Annotated in this window: 14 protein-coding genes, 1 pseudogene and 1 riboswitch; of the genes and pseudogenes, 5 read left to right on the forward strand and 10 right to left on the reverse strand. The window is 64.1% G+C overall.

Annotated features, from left to right (window positions below):
- Positions 1–113 precede the first annotated feature (113 nt).
- Positions 114–1856: an amidohydrolase family protein gene (locus KJQ96_RS28600; protein ID WP_213289716.1), complete on the reverse strand. Its 1743-nt coding sequence runs from the start codon at positions 1854–1856 to the stop codon at positions 114–116.
- Positions 1857–1955: 99 nt separating this feature from the next.
- Positions 1956–3170 carry an MFS transporter gene (locus KJQ96_RS28605; protein ID WP_213289717.1) on the reverse strand — a complete coding sequence of 405 codons (1215 nt, stop codon included), beginning with the start codon at positions 3168–3170 and terminating at the stop codon, positions 1956–1958.
- Positions 3171–3343: 173 nt separating this feature from the next.
- On the opposite strand from KJQ96_RS28605, the gene KJQ96_RS28610 reads away from it, so the two are divergent.
- Positions 3344–4609, forward strand: a complete 1266-nt coding sequence (locus tag KJQ96_RS28610) for a hypothetical protein (RefSeq protein WP_213289718.1) — start codon at positions 3344–3346, stop codon at positions 4607–4609.
- Positions 4610–5040: 431 nt separating this feature from the next.
- Positions 5041–5283, forward strand: a complete 243-nt coding sequence (locus KJQ96_RS28615; protein ID WP_213289719.1) for a hypothetical protein — start codon at positions 5041–5043, stop codon at positions 5281–5283.
- A 30-nt stretch (positions 5284–5313) separates the two neighbouring features.
- Here the strand turns inward: KJQ96_RS28615 and KJQ96_RS28620 are convergent, their stop codons facing one another.
- The 3 genes from KJQ96_RS28620 to KJQ96_RS28630 form a co-directional block, all read right to left on the reverse strand.
- Complete coding sequence (locus KJQ96_RS28620) at positions 5314–5604, reverse strand: hypothetical protein (protein ID WP_028351929.1); 291 nt, start codon at positions 5602–5604, stop codon at positions 5314–5316.
- Between the two features lie 6 nt (positions 5605–5610).
- Positions 5611–5850, reverse strand: coding sequence for a hypothetical protein (locus tag KJQ96_RS28625; protein ID WP_213289720.1), 240 nt, complete (start codon positions 5848–5850; stop codon positions 5611–5613).
- Positions 5851–6043: 193 nt separating this feature from the next.
- Entirely contained in the window at positions 6044–8335 is a 2292-nt protein-coding gene (locus KJQ96_RS28630; protein WP_213289721.1) for a TonB-dependent receptor, read from the reverse strand.
- Between the two features lie 112 nt (positions 8336–8447).
- A riboswitch (cobalamin riboswitch) is annotated at positions 8448–8648 on the reverse strand.
- 134 nt (positions 8649–8782) lie between these two features.
- On the opposite strand from KJQ96_RS28630, the gene KJQ96_RS28635 reads away from it, so the two are divergent.
- The 3 genes from KJQ96_RS28635 to KJQ96_RS28645 are packed head-to-tail and all read left to right on the forward strand — an operon-like array spanning position 8783 to position 11438.
- The gene (locus KJQ96_RS28635) at positions 8783–9826 is read left to right on the forward strand and encodes an iron ABC transporter permease (RefSeq protein WP_213289722.1); all 1044 of its coding nucleotides are present in this window, start codon (positions 8783–8785) and stop codon (positions 9824–9826) included.
- A complete protein-coding gene (locus tag KJQ96_RS28640) occupies positions 9823–10605 on the forward strand; it encodes an ABC transporter ATP-binding protein (protein WP_213289723.1) in 783 nt (260 codons plus the stop codon). The genes KJQ96_RS28635 and KJQ96_RS28640 overlap by 4 nt, the downstream gene beginning before the upstream one ends.
- Complete coding sequence (locus KJQ96_RS28645; protein WP_213289724.1) at positions 10605–11438, forward strand: ABC transporter substrate-binding protein; 834 nt, start codon at positions 10605–10607, stop codon at positions 11436–11438. Before KJQ96_RS28640 ends, KJQ96_RS28645 begins: the two co-directional genes overlap by 1 nt.
- A 156-nt stretch (positions 11439–11594) precedes the next feature.
- Here the strand turns inward: KJQ96_RS28645 and KJQ96_RS42145 are convergent.
- From KJQ96_RS42145 to soxB, 5 genes and pseudogenes are all read right to left on the reverse strand, one after another.
- A pseudogene (locus KJQ96_RS42145) lies at positions 11595–12299 on the reverse strand (IS30 family transposase); the annotation flags it as partial.
- Positions 12203–12451, reverse strand: a complete 249-nt coding sequence (locus KJQ96_RS42150; RefSeq protein ID WP_375293212.1) for a helix-turn-helix domain-containing protein — start codon at positions 12449–12451, stop codon at positions 12203–12205. The pseudogene KJQ96_RS42145 and the gene KJQ96_RS42150, both read right to left, overlap by 97 nt.
- A gap of 201 nt (positions 12452–12652) precedes the next feature.
- Positions 12653–13693 (reverse strand): MBL fold metallo-hydrolase, encoded by a 1041-nt coding sequence (locus tag KJQ96_RS28655; protein WP_213289725.1) that lies wholly within the window; start codon positions 13691–13693, stop codon positions 12653–12655.
- A 216-nt stretch (positions 13694–13909) separates the two neighbouring features.
- On the reverse strand, positions 13910–14353 hold the full coding sequence (locus tag KJQ96_RS28660) for a hypothetical protein (RefSeq protein WP_213289783.1): 444 nt from the start codon (positions 14351–14353) through the stop codon (positions 13910–13912).
- A gap of 14 nt (positions 14354–14367) precedes the next feature.
- Positions 14368–16113 (reverse strand): thiosulfohydrolase SoxB, encoded by a 1746-nt coding sequence (gene soxB / locus KJQ96_RS28665; RefSeq protein ID WP_213289726.1) that lies wholly within the window; start codon positions 16111–16113, stop codon positions 14368–14370.
- Position 16114 lies beyond the last annotated feature (1 nt).

The raw sequence follows: 16114 nt of genomic DNA on the forward strand, positions 1-16114 counted from the left end.
ACGAATGCTGATTGCCTAAGCGAGACGTCTGCCACATCGCCACGGACATGGGCCGCGGTGTGTGGGTCCCTGCGTTCGCAGGGACGACACCGAGTGTGGGCGACACCGCCGTCTTAACTCGCTGCCGCGTCGAACTGCGGCTTGCTTCCCTGCGTGCCGCGCACCAGTTTGCCCGGGCGCGCGCCGGTGGTTTTGCCGGCGCGCTGCGTCACTACGCCGGAGACGATGGTGGCGTCATAGCCGTCGACCTGCTGCATCAGGCGGCGGCCGCCGACCGGCAGGTCGTAATGCACTTTTGGCGGATGCAGATGCAGGCGGTCGTAATCGATCACGTTGACGTCGGCCTTGAAGCCGGGAGCGATCACGCCGCGGTCGTAGAGGCCGACCGAAAGCGCGGTCTTGCGCGATTGCGCGGCGACGACGAACGGGATCGACAGTTTTTCGCCGCGGGTGCGGTCGCGCGTCCAGTGCGTCAAGAGATAGGTCGGGAAACTGGCGTCGCAGATGATGCCACAATGCGCGCCGCCATCGGAGAGCCCCGGCACGGCATTGGGATCGCGCAGCATCTCGCTGACAGCATCGAGATTGCCGTCGGCGTAATTGAGGAACGGCACGTAGAGCATGCCGCGGCCGTCATCCGTCAGCATCGCATCATAGGCGAGTTCTTCCGGCTGTTTGCCCCGGCGGCGGGCCTGCGCACCCAGCGTGTTTTCCGGCGGCTGCTCGTAGTCCGGCGGATTTCCGAGCAGGTACATTTTGTCGTAGTTCGGCCGGAAGAACAGCGGATCGTCGGTCGCGGTGGCGTGCTCGCTCAGGATCGTCTTGCGCAGTTCGGGCTGGCGCAGGCGGGCGAGCCGCTCGGCGAGCGGCAAATGCGCGATGGCCTGATAACTCGGGTGAGTCTGGAACGGGTTGCGCGACAGTTCGAGTCCGAGCATCAGTCCGACCGGGCGGGCGGCGATCTGCGCCGTTATCGACAGGCCGCGCACCGAGGCCTCTCTGATGGTGTCGAGCGTCTGGCGCCAGCGCTGCGGCGCCTTGTCGTTTTGGGTGATCGAGAACGACACCGGAATTTTGGTAATCTCAGCGACCCGTAGCATCATCGGCAGGTCTTCGTCGATGGTGGAGAGATCGAGCACGAATTGCAGGACGCTGCGGCCCTGCGCTTGCATCGCCGCCGCGATCGCGGTCAGTTCGTCCTCGCCGGCCTTCAGTGTCGGCGTAAAATCGCCGGTCGAGGTGCGATGGTTGAGCGTGCGCGAGGTTGAGAAGCCGAGCGCGCCGGCCCGCACGGCATCGGCAGCCAATGCCGCCATCGCGTTGTTGTCGTCTGATGTCGAGGGATCGCGGCGCGCGCCGCGTTCGCCCATCACATAGACGCGCAAAGCCGCGTGCGGCAACTGCGAGCCGATGTCCATGTCGAAGCTTCTTTTCGACAGCCACTCCATGTAATCCGGAAAGCTCTCCCAGGCCCATGGGATGCCGGCGCTCAGCACCGGCTCGGGGATATCCTCGACGCCTTCCATCAGTTGGATCAGCCGGACATGGTCGGCCGGACGGCACGGCGCGAAGCCGACGCCGCAATTTCCCATGATCGCTGTGGTGACGCCGTTCTGCGAGGAGGGCGTGATGTCCTGGCTCCAGGTGACCTGGCCATCATAGTGGGTGTGGACGTCGACGAAGCCCGGCGTAACCAGCTTGCTTTTGGCGTTGATTTCCTCTTTGCCCTTCGCGGCAACCTTGCCGACTTCGGTGATGCGGCCGCCTGCAATCGCCACGTCGGCTTCGAACAATTGGCCACCCTTGCCATCGGCAACGGTGCCGCCGCGGATCACGAGGTCGGGGGTCGAGGTCATGGCTTCCATCCCGGATCTGGTTTTGTTGACGCATCATCCGATGCGGTCAGATGCTGTCAACCACCGGGGATGAGGCTCAGGAATGCATCTCCGATGCAGTTATGCCCTGGCGGGTTCCGCCGGCTTGCGGTCGGTCACCAGCGCCAGCAGGACCGTCAGCACCATGAACGCGACAGAGGCGCCGAACACCCAATGCGGCAGGCTCTGGTCCATGATCCAGCCGAACAATAGCGGAGAGAGTATGCCGCTGAAATTGAAACCGGTGGAGACGATGCCGAAGGCGCGGCCCGCGGCGCCCGCAGGAGCCGCGTTGCGCACCAGCATGTCGCGCGAGGGGGCGATGACGCCGCCGAGGAATCCGGCCAGTCCCATCGCGGCGGTCAGCACCACCGACGGCAAATTGATCGTCGCAATGATGGTAATGATGACGGCGTTAATGGCAAAGCACGCAGCGGCGACATTGCCATGCCGCTTGGTGCGGTCGGCGAGATAGCCGCCGGCGAGCACGCCGGCCGCGCTGGCGCCAAGATAGGCGGTCAGCGCGACGTTGGCGGTCGAGATCGTCACGCCATAGCCGCTCATCAGCGCAACGACGCCGAAATTGCTGATGCCGGCGCTGGACAGGCCGAGCAGCATGAAGAAGATCGTCAGCACGATGATCGCAGGCGTCACGATGCTCTGCTGCGGCGCTGCAGGGTCATCGGCCTTGCGATCGGCCGAACTGGCATCGGGAATCCTGACCGCGATCAATAGCAGCGCTGCCGCAGGGCCGACCGCACCGGCCACGATCAGCGCGCCGAGCCCGCCGACGGCTGTCACCAGCATGAGCATGATCGTGGGCGCCACCGCACCACCAAGGAAGCCCGCAAAGGTATGGACCGAAAACGCCCGGCCCATCCGCGCTTCATCCATATGCGTCGACAGGATCGCATAGTCGCAGGGGTGATAAACGCTGTTGGCAAGGCCGAGCAGCGCGGCTGAGATGATCAGCGAAACGTAGCTCAGATGAAGGCCGAGCATGATCAGCGCGAGGCCGCCGATGGAGAGGCCGATCAGCAGCACTTTTCGCGCGCCAATGTGGTCGGCGAGATAGCCGATCGGGGCCTGCGTCAGGCCGGAGACGACGCCGAACACGGTGAGCGCGAAGCCGAGCTCAATGTAGCCGACGCCCAACTGCTCCTTCAGGAACGGAAACAGCATCGGCAGCACGAACAGATGGAAATGGCTGACCCAATGGGCGACCGAAATCGCCGCGAGCGTGCGCAGCGAAGTGTCCGCTTTGGCTTGTTGCGGTGCGGCCAGAATGTCGACCATGTCAGCTCAAAAATCCTGCGTAACTTGTGGCCCGGCTGGGCGGGGCTGAAAATATAGGCAGGCCGTTATTTGTCCATGAATGCCGCTGCATGGCTGCCCCGGCGCAGGGCAGGGCGCACGAATGCCGCCATTAAATTGGGAGACAAAGGCGGTCCACGCGGCAATGATCCGCCATGCCTGATCCCGCCACACCGCTCCGGGTACTGGTCTCCGAAGGTTCCTCGACCTCGGCACGGGAGGCCATTACGATTCTCGGTCTTTCGGGCCATCACGTCGAGGTCTGCGATCCCTCGCCCTGGTGCCTGTCGCGGTTCTCGCGCTTCGTACGCAAATTTCACCGCTGCCCTGGACTGCGGGACGACCCCGCCGGTTACCTGGCCTTCGTCGAGCAGCGACTGGCCGGCGGAAAATTCGACGTGCTGCTGCCGACGCACGAGCAGGGATTTCTGTTTGCACGGGTTGCGCAGCGCATCGAAGGTCGCGCCGGTCTCGCGCTGCCGAACTTCGAGAGTTATCGCGAGGCGCATAGCAAGGCTGGCTTCAGCCGGCTGCTCGATCGGTTGGGATTGCCGCAGCCGCCGACGCGCATCGTGCAATCCGCGCAAGGGGTGTGCGATGCGGTTCGCTTTCCGGCCGTCGTGAAGACTTCAGTCGGCACCGCCAGCCGCGGCATCTGGTTCGTGCGCAGCGCGGACGACCTGATGCGCGCGCTGCACGAGCTCGGTGGTGGTGATGCATTCGCCGGTGAGGTGCTGGTGCAAGACCTCGTCGCAGGCGCCACCGAGAAGGCGCAATCGGTGTTCTGCCGCGGCCGGATGCTCGGCTTTCATGCCTATCGGCAGATCGCGGCGGGTGTTGGCGGCGGCGAGGCGATCAAGCAGAGCGTGAACCGGCCGGTCGTTCGCGCTTACGTCGAGCAGATCGGCCGGGCGCTCGATTGGCACGGCGCGCTGTCGGTCGATTACATCATGCCGGACGTCGATACCGCGCCATTGCTGATTGATTGCAATCCGCGGCTGGTCGAGCCGATGAATGCCTATCGCTCCGGCGTCAACCTCGTCGGACTTTTGCTTCTGATCTCGCTGGGCGAGACGCCGGCTCCGTTGCTTGCAGGCCGCGAGGGCGTGCTCACGCACCTGGCGATGCAGGCGTTGCTCGGATGTGCGGCGCGCGGCGGAACGCGGCCCGACATTCTCAGGGAATGTTTGCATCTCGCTGCGGCGCGCGGGCCTTATGCCGGCAGCAGCGAAGAACTCACCCCGGTGCAGTCGGACTGGATCAGCGCCGTGCCGGTGGCGATGACGGCAGCCGCGCTGCTGGTTTCGCCGAAGCTCGCGGTCAAACTAGCGCGCGGCGGCTTTGGCGCGCATCTGCTCGATGCAGCGAGTATTCGGCTGATTGAAAGCGAAGGCTTCTACCAACGTCATCGCCCGGCTTGACCGGGCGATCCAGTACTCCGCAGCGCCGATGTTCTGCAGAAAAGCCGCGGCGTACTGGATCGCGCCTTCGCGGGCGATGACAACTTTTATGAGGCTACAACGGCTCATTTTCAGGATCGGAACGGTCCCGCTTCGGCGTAGCGATGTCGCCGTCCTCGTGGTCCTCCTCCTCAACCGGCGGGCTCGGCGGCTTTTTCGGTTTGGCATCGCCTTGTTTCGGAGGCTCGCTGTTCTTCCTGCCTGTTCCGCCCATATGATTTCACCAAAGTGATGCTTCTTTGCCGGATCAATCGGCGTTTGCGCTGCATGCCGACTCAGGGTAACGGCATGACCTCAATCTAATCGCGGCCGGAAGGTATCCTAGCGCCGGTCAAACGATTCTTCCCGCCCTTTTTGCGGCTTCAGCTCGAAGGGCATCACATGGAGCCAGTATGAAGAAGCCCCGCATTGCGCTCGATGAAGCGCAGCAGCGCAAGATCCTCCGGGCCGACAAGGCACCGGCCACCGGTTATTCGCTGGTCGTGGATGGCCACTTCAAGTCGCATCACGATACGGTGGAGGCGGCTGAGGAAGCGGGCATGGCGTTGAAGAACCGCTTCCAGATGCTTCAGGTGCAGGTTTACGACGCCGAGAACAAGACGCGATCGATGATCGATTGGCCGGGGCCGGCGTAACGCCGGCTCTCTGAGCTCGATCGGCCGATCTCAGGTTCGCCGTCCGCCGTTCTGCTGGCTCGCCAGCCACTCTGACAGGGCCACCGGCTTCTCGTTGGGTCGCTTTGTGCTGCTGCGCGCCTTCTTTGCCGCCTTTGCGGCGGGCGCACGTTGCGGCTCGGCTGCTTCGCGCGCGAGCCGTAACGCCTTCAGCTTTGCCATATTGTCGAGCACGGCTTTCGCCGCTGCGTCGCGTTCGGCCTTGCCGGAGTTTGCGTCCTGAACGGCCTTGGCCGCCTTATCGAAGCGCGCTTGGGCGCGATCGCGATCCTCTTTCGTCATTTCAAGTCAGCCTCTTTTCGCGATCCTGGCTTTGGTCTTGCCCTTGACCTTCGATTCCGGCGGATTTGCACGTTCGGCCGCTTCCTTTGCCAGGCGCAGCGCGCGCAGCTTCTCGGTTCGCTGGCGGATCGCGATATCGGCAGCCGCGATCTCGGCCATCGCCTTGATGCCGTCGACTTCCTGGGCGCGCTTGCGAATGAGCCTCATTTCTTTCAGCTCGGCGGCGCTCTTCGGCTCATCATTCATGTCATACCTCTGAAATCACGACTGATATCGTCGAGCGGTCTGTGGCCCATTTACCACGGATCGGCGTGCAGAGGATGTTATTTTCGGTCGAAAATGGCGCAGTTTCTGACAGAATCTGCGCTTGATATGAGGGTTCGTAGGGAACACGGCAGGTCGAGCCGGTCCGGCAGCAAGCCGAACCGGCTAATATTAGTCAGAACGTCGCGCCGGCCTTCACCATGAAGGTGCGGCCCGGGAGTGGATAAGCTGCGAAGCGGCCCGGCGTGAACGAGCTCGCGATGGCGTAGTCGTAATAGAGCGCGTTGAACAGGTTGTTCACGCCCACCGACCAGAAGAAGCGATTGTAGGCGCCGCTCAATTTCAAATCGACGGTGGCGTCCGCCGGAATGCGCCGTTGGGCGTTGGCCTGGTCATTGTCCATGAAGCGTTCGCTCCAGGCCCGCACGGTGGCATCGAACACAAGATAGTTCTGCCAGATGTTCCAGGTGACGCCACCGCTCGCGGTGTAGCGCGATACCAGCGGCACGTCGTTGCCCGCGAACGCACCCTCGCGGAAGACAGCACGCGTATACGCGATGCCACCGCGCAGCAACACACTGTCGCTGACGCGCAGCGAAGCGCTGGTCTCGGAGCCGTAGCGGCGAGTGGGATCGAGATTGATGTTGTGGAACAGCACGGGATTGAAATGGATCTCGTTCTCGAGGTCCATGTTGTAGATGCTCGATTGCATCTGGAAGCCACCGCTCTTGATGCGGAATCCGCCCTCGATGTCGTGCGAGGTCTGGGTCTTCAGCTTGAAGTCGCCGGGCAGCGGGGTGAAGAAGGGGTCGAATGCCGGACCCGAGGCGACGCGCTCGTCGACAGTCGGGGTGCGGAACGCGCGTGCGGCGCGGCCGAACACCGAGAACACGCTATTGAAGCGATGCTCGAGGCCAGCATGCAGCGCGTATTGCGTTTCGTTGCTGTCCAGCGGGGAGGCTTGAGCGCTGCAGTTAAAGAACATGGCGCAACCGGGCGCGTTGGGGTCGTACCGATCCCGGGCACTCAGACTGGTGTTTTGAATCCTGGCGCCGTAGGAGAAATCCGTCGTCGGCAACAGACCGACGGTTTGCTGCCAATAGCCCGCCACCGTCTGTTGCGATAGATCGTAGATGTGGGTAGGCGCAAGGCCTTTGAACGCCCCGCGTTCCTGGTTGAACGTCGCATCGTAATAATCGATGCCGGTCAGGATCTGTGAGGGCATCCCGAGGATCGCGTTCTTGACGCTCAGTCGCGGCGTGATCGACCAGGTCTGCAGTGCCGCATCGTTATAGGTCGAGGAGAAGCTCGGCAGCGGCGAAGCAAACGGTACCGTACCGAAGAAACCGCTTTGCGTATCCTTCTTCCGCACGCCGCCGTCGACGATGAGTTCGGCGCCGTTCCACAGCGTTTTTGTGAAACCGGCGGTGGCGCTGGCGCCCTGCTGGTTGCCGTAATCGAACGGCGTGGCGGCGCCCCGGCGGTTCGTGACCAGCTCGTTGAGACCGATCGAGGGATCGACGAAGCGGCCGCCGGGGAATCCGAGCTTTTGGTCGTCACCGGTCACTGTGAGAAAGGCCTTGAGGTCGGGCGTGGTGTAATTGAGATTGCCGACCCCGTTGCGCTGGTCGAGTGCGTTATTCTCGCGATAGCCGTCAGACTTGATCGCGTTGCCATAGAACGATGTCGACCATGGCCCCGAATTTGCCGCTACGGAGACGTTGGCCAGACGCTGGTTGAAGGAGCCGTAGCCGGCTTCGGCTTTCATCGTGACGGGAGGTCCGCCGACGCCGTTCTTCAGGACGATGTTGATGACGCCGCCGACCGCATTGTCGCCGTAGAGCACGGCGCCGCTGTTGCCGCGGGTGATCTCGATGCGCTCGATTGAATTGAGCGGAATGGTCGAGAGGTCGACCTGCGCCATATCGATGTCATTGAGCCTGCGCCCGTTGACGAGGACGAGGGTGTTGGCCGTCGCGAAGGCGCCGAAACCGCGGAGGTCGACGGACGTCTTGGCGCCGTTCACGCCGCCGTAAAGGCTGGTCAATTGCACGCCCGGCACCTGCGCGATGATGTCGGGCAAGGTCTGCTGCGGCGAATGCGCAATGTCGTCCGCGGTAATGACGGTTGCGGATGTGCCGACGATGCCGGAGAACTGCCGTCCGCCGGCTGCGCCCGCCCCTTGTGGGGCCCTTTGCGATGCGACGTTCGAGCCAGTCCCCGCCGCAGGTCGCGTGCCGGTCGACGGCGCAGCCGCCGGCACGACGCGGCGCGAGGTCGATGGTTCATCATAGGTCGGCTTGGCGCGGGTCCGGTTCGGGTCCGTAGGCGAAGTTACCTCGATCGGCGGCAATGGCTCCGGCGTCTGCGCATGCGTGCCGGAAATGCCGAGCGACACGATGGGAACCAGAAAGCTGGACGCGAGCCAAAAGCGGCGGCGCTTGGCGGCTGTGTTGGTGAAAGACATGACTTGGACCTCGGTATGACGTCAGTGGCACGTCACAGCGAACCAAGGCTCACCATGTGCTTTCAGCAGCTCAGGTGAAGCTAATGTCTGTACTCCCCGACCGACATCTTCGCGTGTGACCACGGCTGACGGCAGGTCTCCTGGCTCGCGGGTCGTTACCCCATCGTCGCCTTCCCAGGACCGAGATGCCCAGTGGCTTATGACGAAGGATTCGCCGCTTACAGTTGCGGGGGCAGCCGCGGAATTGGGGGTTTTCCCCGCACCGCATTCCCTTTTGATCCCCAAAACGGGAACCGTCGGGAACTATGGTAGAAGTTCGTCAAAGTCCGAGTCAATGCGCCCCGGGGCGTCCGGCGATCCTCACTGGACGAGTGCGCCATTTTTGTCGCATGAGTTCGCTTGCCCGCCGCCTGTACCGGGGCGGGTAAACCTGCTTTAGGACGATCAATGAGTGTTGAGGCCGTAACCCTGACCAATGAGGAAGCCGCGCGCCGGCGGATCGGCACGACTGCAGCGCTTGCCGTCATCGTGGTGCTCTTGATGCTGATCTCGCTCGGCATCGGGCCGGTGCGGCTGTCGCCGCTTGCGGTGGCGCAAGCGCTGTTCGGCGGCGGCAGCGAAGTATCGCAGGTGATCGTGCGGGAGATCCGCCTGCCGCGCACGCTGCTGGCGCTGGCGATCGGTGCCATTCTCGGGCTGTCGGGCGCGTCGCTGCAGGGCTTGCTCCGCAATCCGCTGGCTTCGCCCTCGCTGTTCGGCGCGCCGCAATCGGCCGCCTTCGGCGCGGTGCTGGTGATTGCGCTCGGGCTGGCCGACGTGCGCTCCTATGCGCTTCCGGTCGCCGCGATCGTCGCAGCATTCGCTTCGGTGTTCGTGCTGCTCTCGATTGCCGGCCGCAACGCCGGGCTGTTGATCCTGATCCTGTCCGGTCTTGCGATATCGAGCTTTGCCGGCGCCGCCACCGCGCTGGTGATGAACCTCTCCAGCAATCCCTTCCTGGTGCTGGAGATCGCGTTCTGGCTGCTCGGCTCGCTGGAGGACCGCAGCTTTCAGCATGTGATGTTGGCGTTTCCCTTCATCATTGGCGGCGGCCTGATGCTGTTCAGCCAGCGCCATGCCTTTCGTGCGCTCAGTCTCGGCGAGGAAACCGCGCAAAGTCTCGGTGTCGATGTCGGCCGCCTGCGGCTGTTCGTGATTTCGGGCGTCGCGCTCGGCGTCGGCGGCGCGGTCGCCGTCACCGGCACCATCGGTTTCATCGGCCTGGTCGCGCCGCATCTGATGCGGCCCCTGATCGGCCACGACCCCGGGCGGCTGCTGGTGCCGAGCGCGCTCGCCGGCTCGGCGCTGCTGCTGGCGGCAGACATCGCCGTACGCATCATTCCCTCGACGTCCGACATTAAGGTCGGCGTGCTGACCTCGATCATCGGCGTGCCGTTCTTCCTCTATCTGATCATGCGCGAACGCCGCGCGCTCGGCGGAGGCGTCGCATGAGCGAGGCGGCGCTGCTGACCGCAAGGGGGCTAGGCGTGCGGCTCGCCGGCCGCGTTGTGCTGAAGGACGTTTCGCTGGCGCTGTCGGCGGGACATCTGGTGGCGCTGGTCGGGCCGAACGGCGCCGGCAAGACGACATTGTTGCGGGCGCTGGCCGGGCTAATTCCCTCCGAAGGCGAGATCACGGTCGGTGGCGATGCGCTGGCCTCGCTGCCGCTGCGCGAGCGCGCCAAACGCTTCGGTTATCTGCCGCAGGGGCATCTCGTGCATTGGCCGCTGCCGGCGCGCGATATCGTGGCGCTCGGCCGCTACCCGCATGGTGCAACCGATCCGGCACGGCTGTCGCCGAAGGACGCCGAGGCCGTGCTACGCGCGATGCAGGCGGTCGACGTAATGGAGTTCAGCGATCGCCGCGTCACCGAGCTATCCGGCGGCGAGCGCAGCCGCGTGGCGCTGGCGCGTGCGCTGGCGGTGGAAGCGCCGATTATCCTGGCCGACGAGCCCACCGCCTCGCTCGATCCGCGGCACCAGATCGACGTCATGAAGAATTTGCGCGCGACCGCGGACACGGGCGTGCTGGTCATCGTGGTGACGCACGATCTCGGGCTTGCTGCGCGGTTTGCCGACCATGTGCTGGTGCTGAAGGAAGGCAATCTCGTATCGTGGGGCACGCCGAGCGAGGGGCTGTCGGAGCGGGTGATGGCGGACGTGTTTCGGATCAGCGCCTATCGCGCGGAATATCAGCGCGAGGCGGTCATCGTGCCTTGGGCGGATATCTGATGCGCCGGTTCGGCTTTCTTGTCGCCATCGCCGCGTTGGCGATGTCAGGCGGCGCAGTATTCGCAGCCAGCCCTCCGCGTATGGTGTCGATGAATGTCTGCAGCGATCAGTTGCTGCTGGCGCTGGCCGACCCCGAGCAGATTTTGGGCCTCAGCCGCTTCGCGCGCGACGGCTGGCAATCGCAGGCGGGCGACATCAGCCGCTATCCGGTATTGTCAGGCGCGGCCGAGGACGTGCTCTTGCTCAAGCCGGATCTGGTCATGGCCAGCGCGTTTGACAAGCGCTCGACGCGGGAGCTGTTGAAGGCGAAGGGCCTTCATCTTGCCGAACTCGCCGTGCCGCGAAACCTCGACGAAGCCCGCGCGCAGATCCGCGAGGTCGGCGACATGACCGGGCACCCCGATCGCGCGGCCGCCGAAATCGCGCGGCTCGACGCCGCGCTGGCGCGCGCGCGCCGTGCCGCCGCCGAGCGGCATTATCGCGTGCTGCCGCTGTCGCGGCGCGGCTGGGTGGCGGGCAGCGACAGCTTTCTCGGTTCGCTGCTGGGCGAAGTCGGGCTGCGCAGCGCCGCCGGCGATCTCGGCTTTACCTTCGGCGGATTTGCCTCGCTGGAGGCGATCGTCTCCCTGAGGCCCGACTTCATCGTGGTTTCGCAAGCCGGCGATTATGCGCGCGACGACGGCCAGGCGTTTCTGGTCCATCCGGCGCTGGAGCGCTTCTACCCGCCCGAGCGGCGCATCGTAATTCCGGAGCGGCTGACCGAATGCGGCGGCGTGATGCTGGCCGACGCGCTGGATGCGCTGACAGCGGAGTTGAAGCGGGTGGCGCGGTAGCCGATGCCGTCGTCCCTGCGAACGCAGGGAGGTGGATTCACACTCGAAGTGCAACACTTGGGCAAAGGACTCGGCGGGGGTCCTGAAGTCAAGGCATTTGCGCGGGGTGTTGTTGTAGGCGGCGACGGACTGCTGGAAACGGGTGGTCGAGAGGGTTGCCAGGTCGGTCTTGCGCGGGATGAAGCGGCGCATTCGGCCGATGGCGTTTTCGACGCCGCCCTTTTGCCAAGGGGCATAGGGATCGCAAAAGAAGGTTTGGATGGCCAGGCTATGCAGCGCCAGATGACAGGCAAATTCGGTGCCGTTGTCGAAGGTGACGCTCTGGCGCAGCGCGTCGGGCATGGCTGCGAACAGGCGAACCAGATGGCGTGCGACGCCGTGAGCGGCCTTGCTGGCGAGGCGGACGGCGAGCAACAGGCGAGAGGTGCGTTCATGCACGGTGAGGATGGCCTGGCCGTATTTTGAGAACATCATCAGGTCGGCTTCCCAATGACCGACAACCTTGCGATCGGCAGCCTCGACGGGTCGATTGGCCAAGGAAACACGGCCTTCGATGAAGCTTGCGGGGCTGCCCTTCCTGCAGCGGTGGCCGCGCTTGCTCTTGCCGCGCGGCAGATAGCGCCGCCAGCTACAGTCGTTGGTGCGCTTAAGCTGTGCGTAGATGAAGCGATAGATGCTCTCGTAGGAGATCATCTTGCGCCCATGCTCGCGCGCCAGCCGGCCGGCGACCTGTTCGGGAGACCAGCCGCGGGCGAGCCGTTCCATCACCGCGCGGCGCAGGCCGGGCTCCCGTTCCAGGCGAGAGCCCGTCCAGCGCCGCGCTCGCGCCTGTTGCTGGGCATAGCTCGGTTGGTATCCGATCTGGGACCTCGATTGCGCTTCAGCTCCCGAGAGACCGTTGATGGCGAGCGATCCACAGCTGCCGCGACTTGCCGGATCGAGCTGCCATTCGCACAAAGCCGGGCAATCTCGCATCGATCTTCAAGGGAAAGCTGCTCGTAACTCTGCCCCATGGCAACACCTCCAGTTGGAAGTGTTGCACTTCGTTTGTGAACTTAGGGGACCCATAACCACCAGCCTACATTGTTGAAGCGCAGCCATCGCCCCTTGTGCCCTTTGCGCGGGCCGCGGTGTATGGGCCCCTGCGTTCGCAGGGGCGACATGTTGAGAGGTTCTCGCCTCTATCCCGGTTCGCAGGGACGACGCCGTAAAGACTACTCGTGCACCACCGGCCCACCTACCTTCTTCCACGCGTCCAGCCCGCCTTCGATATGGGCGGTGTTGGCGAGCCCTGCGTTCTTTGCCGCGGTCACCGCCATCGCCGAGCGCTCGCCGAAGGCGCAGAAGAACACGACCCGGCGGCCGGTGGCGGCGGCAACTTCGCGCAGCATACCGCCGGGCTTGAGGCTCTCGGCGATGCCGGGGTAGGGCGCATGCAGCGCGCCCGAGATGGTGCCATGCTTGGCGCGCTCTCCGGTCTCGCGCAAATCGACCAGCAGGATATCGGATCGGCCGAGGCACGCGATCGCATCGCGGGCGGTGAGCGCGAGTCCCTGCTTGGCAAGCTCCTCCTGATGCAGGCCGACATGCATGTTGGCGGGCACCGCGACGTCCATCATCTTTGGGTTCGGCAGCTTCAGGTTCGCCATCAGCTCGATATATTCGTCGACGCTGCGTACCTGCAGCCGCGGATTATAGCGGCGCTCCTCGCCGATGGTGGAAACCGTGTCGCCCTTGTAGTCATGGGCGGGGAATACCAGCGTCTCGTCCGGCAGTTTCAGAAGCCGGTTGAAGATCGATTCATATTGTGCGCGCGAAGAGCCGTTCTGGAAATCGGTTCGCCCGGTGCCGCGGATCAACAGCGTGTCGCCGGTGAAGACACGGTCGCCCATCAAATAACTGTAGGAATCGTCGGTGTGACCGGGCGTGTACATGACATCCAGGCTCAGCCCCTCGATCGTCACCTTGTCGCCGTCGGACACCCGCATCGATACCACGTCGGCTTTGCTCTGCTCGCCCATGATGGTGATGCACTGGGTGCGGTCGCGCAGTTCGCCGAGGCCGGTGACATGGTCGGCGTGCAGATGGGTGTCGACCGCCTTCACCAGCCGCAGATCGAGCTCGCGCAGAAGCTGGCAGTAGCGATCGGCCTTTTCCAGCACGGGATCGAGGATCAAGGCCTCGCCGCCGGCGCGGCTCGCCAGCAGATAGCTGTAGGTGCCGGACACGCTGTCGAAGAGTTGACGAAAGATCATGGCTACACGTCCGCGTTAACTCAGGTTGGATCAGGGCCGGACGTAGCGCCAGCCCCGCTCCTGCAATTCCATTAAATATACCATGCTTCCGTCATTGCGAGGAGCGTAGCGACGAAGCAATCTATGCATCCGCATGGGGATAGATGGATTGCTTCCGCCTTCGCTCGTTGAGCTTCGGCGGACAAGTCGCTTCGCTCGCAATAACGGCGGAGACGGTCACGGCCGGACCAGCGTGTACCCGTTCTCCGTCAGAAACAGAATCTGCGCGACGCCGACCTGCACCGGCGTTGCCGCGGCGATGAATTCCGGCCGTTTGCCGGCCTCGCGTTCGAGCGTATCGACGGTGTTGAGGCAGACGTCGAAACGCGCGCCTTGCGCGACCAGGCTCTCGACCATCTTGCGGTTGGGGTTTTCCGGGCGCAGCAGGTCGATGCCGGGGCCGAACGCGACGACCTCGATCGCCACCTTGTCGGGGTCGTAATGCTTCATCAGGTTGCTGGCGACGCTGAGCACGAGGCCCTGCTTGCGCGGATCGTTGTCGGAGAGCTGCAGCACGATTTTGTGTTCAGCGAACGGCTTGTCCTGCAGCGGCGCCTGCTGGGCGCGGCCGTGTGGCGCGGCGGCTATGATCAGAAGCGCCGCGGCGGTTGCGCGAAGCATGGTCGAAAAGCCTGTCATGCCTGTCCTGCAATGCCCGGATTACCTTCAACGCCTTTCAGCGTCACGCCCGGCGGCGAGCGGTTCGGCGGTTTGCCCGACCTCAGATGCCTTGCGACCACATCCCAGACCGGCACGCCGGTCTGCTCGTTGACCGAAGCCCAGCCCGCCACTCTGTAGTGCTTGTCGGCTTCCAGCGCGCGGCCATTGTCGAGCTTGAGCTCGGAAATACGGTTTCCCACAGTTTCGGTCGGCGTGCAGGTGTAGGCGAGCCCGCCGATGCGGACCATGTCTCCGCCCTGCTGGTAATAGGGGTCGGTGTTGAAGAGATTGTCGCAGATGTCTTCCAGCACGTCCTTGATCTGGCCGCCGGTCATGGTCTGGACATAGGTCTCCGGATAGGTGACGGCGGTCTGCGCCATCACGTCCTCCATCGTCAGCGGCTGGCCGGCCAGCACAGTGGTACCCCAGCGAAAACCCGGCGACAGCGCGATCTCCGCGTTCAATTCGCCGAGCAGCGCGTCGCAGATCAGTTGATCCATGCTGCCGCTGAAATTGCCGCGGCGATAGAGCAGGCGGTCGGCGACGCCGACCTTCTCGCTGAGCGCAACTGCCTGCGGCTCGCGGATCTCGTCGATCAGCGCCAGCATCGCCGGATCGGGCTTTAGCAGTTCCGAGAACACCGGCAGCAGCCGATAGCGGACATCCTTGACCTTACCCTTGCCGATCTCGAGGTCGAGCACCGCCAGAAACTTGCCGTTCGAGCCGGCATTGGTGACGAGCGTGGTGCCGCCTGTGTTGGTGACGGCAATCGGCTGCGGCACGGCGTCATGGGTATGGCCACCGAGAATGACGTCGATGCCGGTGACGCGGCTGGCGAGCTTGAGATCGACATCCATGCCGTTGTGCGAGAGCAGAACGACGGCGTCGACCTTGTCGGTGTTACGATGCGTATCGACGAGTTTCTGCAGCTCCTCGTCGCGGATGCCGAACTTCCAGTCCGGCGTAAAGCGCTTCGGATGGGCGATCGGCACGTAGGGGAACGCCTGTCCGATCACGGCAACGCGATGCCCACCGATTTCCTTGATGACGGACGGCTTGAACACGCGCCCCGATGCCGGGTCGAAGGCCTTGGCGTCGTTGAAGGCGGCTTCTTCAGTGAGATAGACGTTCTGCGCCAGGAACTCGCCCTTGAAGCGCTCGAGGTTGGCGCGCAGCGCCTTCTCGCCATAGGTGAATTCCCAATGGCCGGTCATCGCCTCGATGCCGAGCAGGTTGGCGGCCTCCACCATGTCGACGCCACGCATCGTATTGGCGAGACCGGTGCCCTGCCAGAGATCGCCGCCGTCGAGCAACAGCGTCCGGCCGGAGCCGGCCTCGCTGCGCATGCGATCAATCAACGTCTTTAGATGCGCGAAGCCGCCGAGCTTGCCGAACCGGCTGGCGGCCTTCTCGAACTCGAGGCAGGTGAAAGCATAGGCATCGGCACTGTCCGGTCGGATGCCGAAGCGATCGAGAAAGGCGCGTCCGACCAGATGCGGCGGGTTGCCCTGCATCGGTCCAACACCGAGATTGACGCTCGGCTCGCGGAAGAACACCGGCCGAAGCTGCGCGTGCGTATCCGTGATGTGCAGGATACGTGCATTGCCGAACCGCTCGAGATCGTAAACGCCATTATCGGCGCCGCGCGCCAGCCGTGGCAGGCTGCCCGACAGGGTGGCAGCGCCCGCTAGCGTCAGAAAATCGCGGCGGCGGATGGTCATG

This window comes from Bradyrhizobium sp. sGM-13 (assembly GCF_018398875.1).
In the GTDB taxonomy this organism is placed as follows: Bacteria; Pseudomonadota; Alphaproteobacteria; order Rhizobiales; family Xanthobacteraceae; genus Bradyrhizobium.

Coding starts and splice junctions, on each gene's coding strand:
- KJQ96_RS28660 (WP_213289783.1), bottom strand. CDS start 14,353: ATGCTTCGCGCAACCGCCGCGGCGCTTCTGATCATAGCCGCCGCGCCA.
- KJQ96_RS28640 (WP_213289723.1), top strand. CDS start 9,823: ATGAGCGAGGCGGCGCTGCTGACCGCAAGGGGGCTAGGCGTGCGGCTC.
- KJQ96_RS28620 (WP_028351929.1), bottom strand. CDS start 5,604: ATGACGAAAGAGGATCGCGATCGCGCCCAAGCGCGCTTCGATAAGGCG.
- KJQ96_RS28610 (WP_213289718.1), top strand. CDS start 3,344: ATGCCTGATCCCGCCACACCGCTCCGGGTACTGGTCTCCGAAGGTTCC.
- soxB (WP_213289726.1), bottom strand. CDS start 16,113: ATGACCATCCGCCGCCGCGATTTTCTGACGCTAGCGGGCGCTGCCACC.
- KJQ96_RS28630 (WP_213289721.1), bottom strand. CDS start 8,335: ATGTCTTTCACCAACACAGCCGCCAAGCGCCGCCGCTTTTGGCTCGCG.
- KJQ96_RS28645 (WP_213289724.1), top strand. CDS start 10,605: ATGCGCCGGTTCGGCTTTCTTGTCGCCATCGCCGCGTTGGCGATGTCA.
- KJQ96_RS28605 (WP_213289717.1), bottom strand. CDS start 3,170: ATGGTCGACATTCTGGCCGCACCGCAACAAGCCAAAGCGGACACTTCG.
- KJQ96_RS28655 (WP_213289725.1), bottom strand. CDS start 13,693: ATGATCTTTCGTCAACTCTTCGACAGCGTGTCCGGCACCTACAGCTAT.
- KJQ96_RS28615 (WP_213289719.1), top strand. CDS start 5,041: ATGAAGAAGCCCCGCATTGCGCTCGATGAAGCGCAGCAGCGCAAGATC.
- KJQ96_RS28600 (WP_213289716.1), bottom strand. CDS start 1,856: ATGACCTCGACCCCCGACCTCGTGATCCGCGGCGGCACCGTTGCCGAT.
- KJQ96_RS42150 (WP_375293212.1), bottom strand. CDS start 12,451: ATGGGGCAGAGTTACGAGCAGCTTTCCCTTGAAGATCGATGCGAGATT.
- KJQ96_RS28625 (WP_213289720.1), bottom strand. CDS start 5,850: ATGAATGATGAGCCGAAGAGCGCCGCCGAGCTGAAAGAAATGAGGCTC.
- KJQ96_RS28635 (WP_213289722.1), top strand. CDS start 8,783: ATGAGTGTTGAGGCCGTAACCCTGACCAATGAGGAAGCCGCGCGCCGG.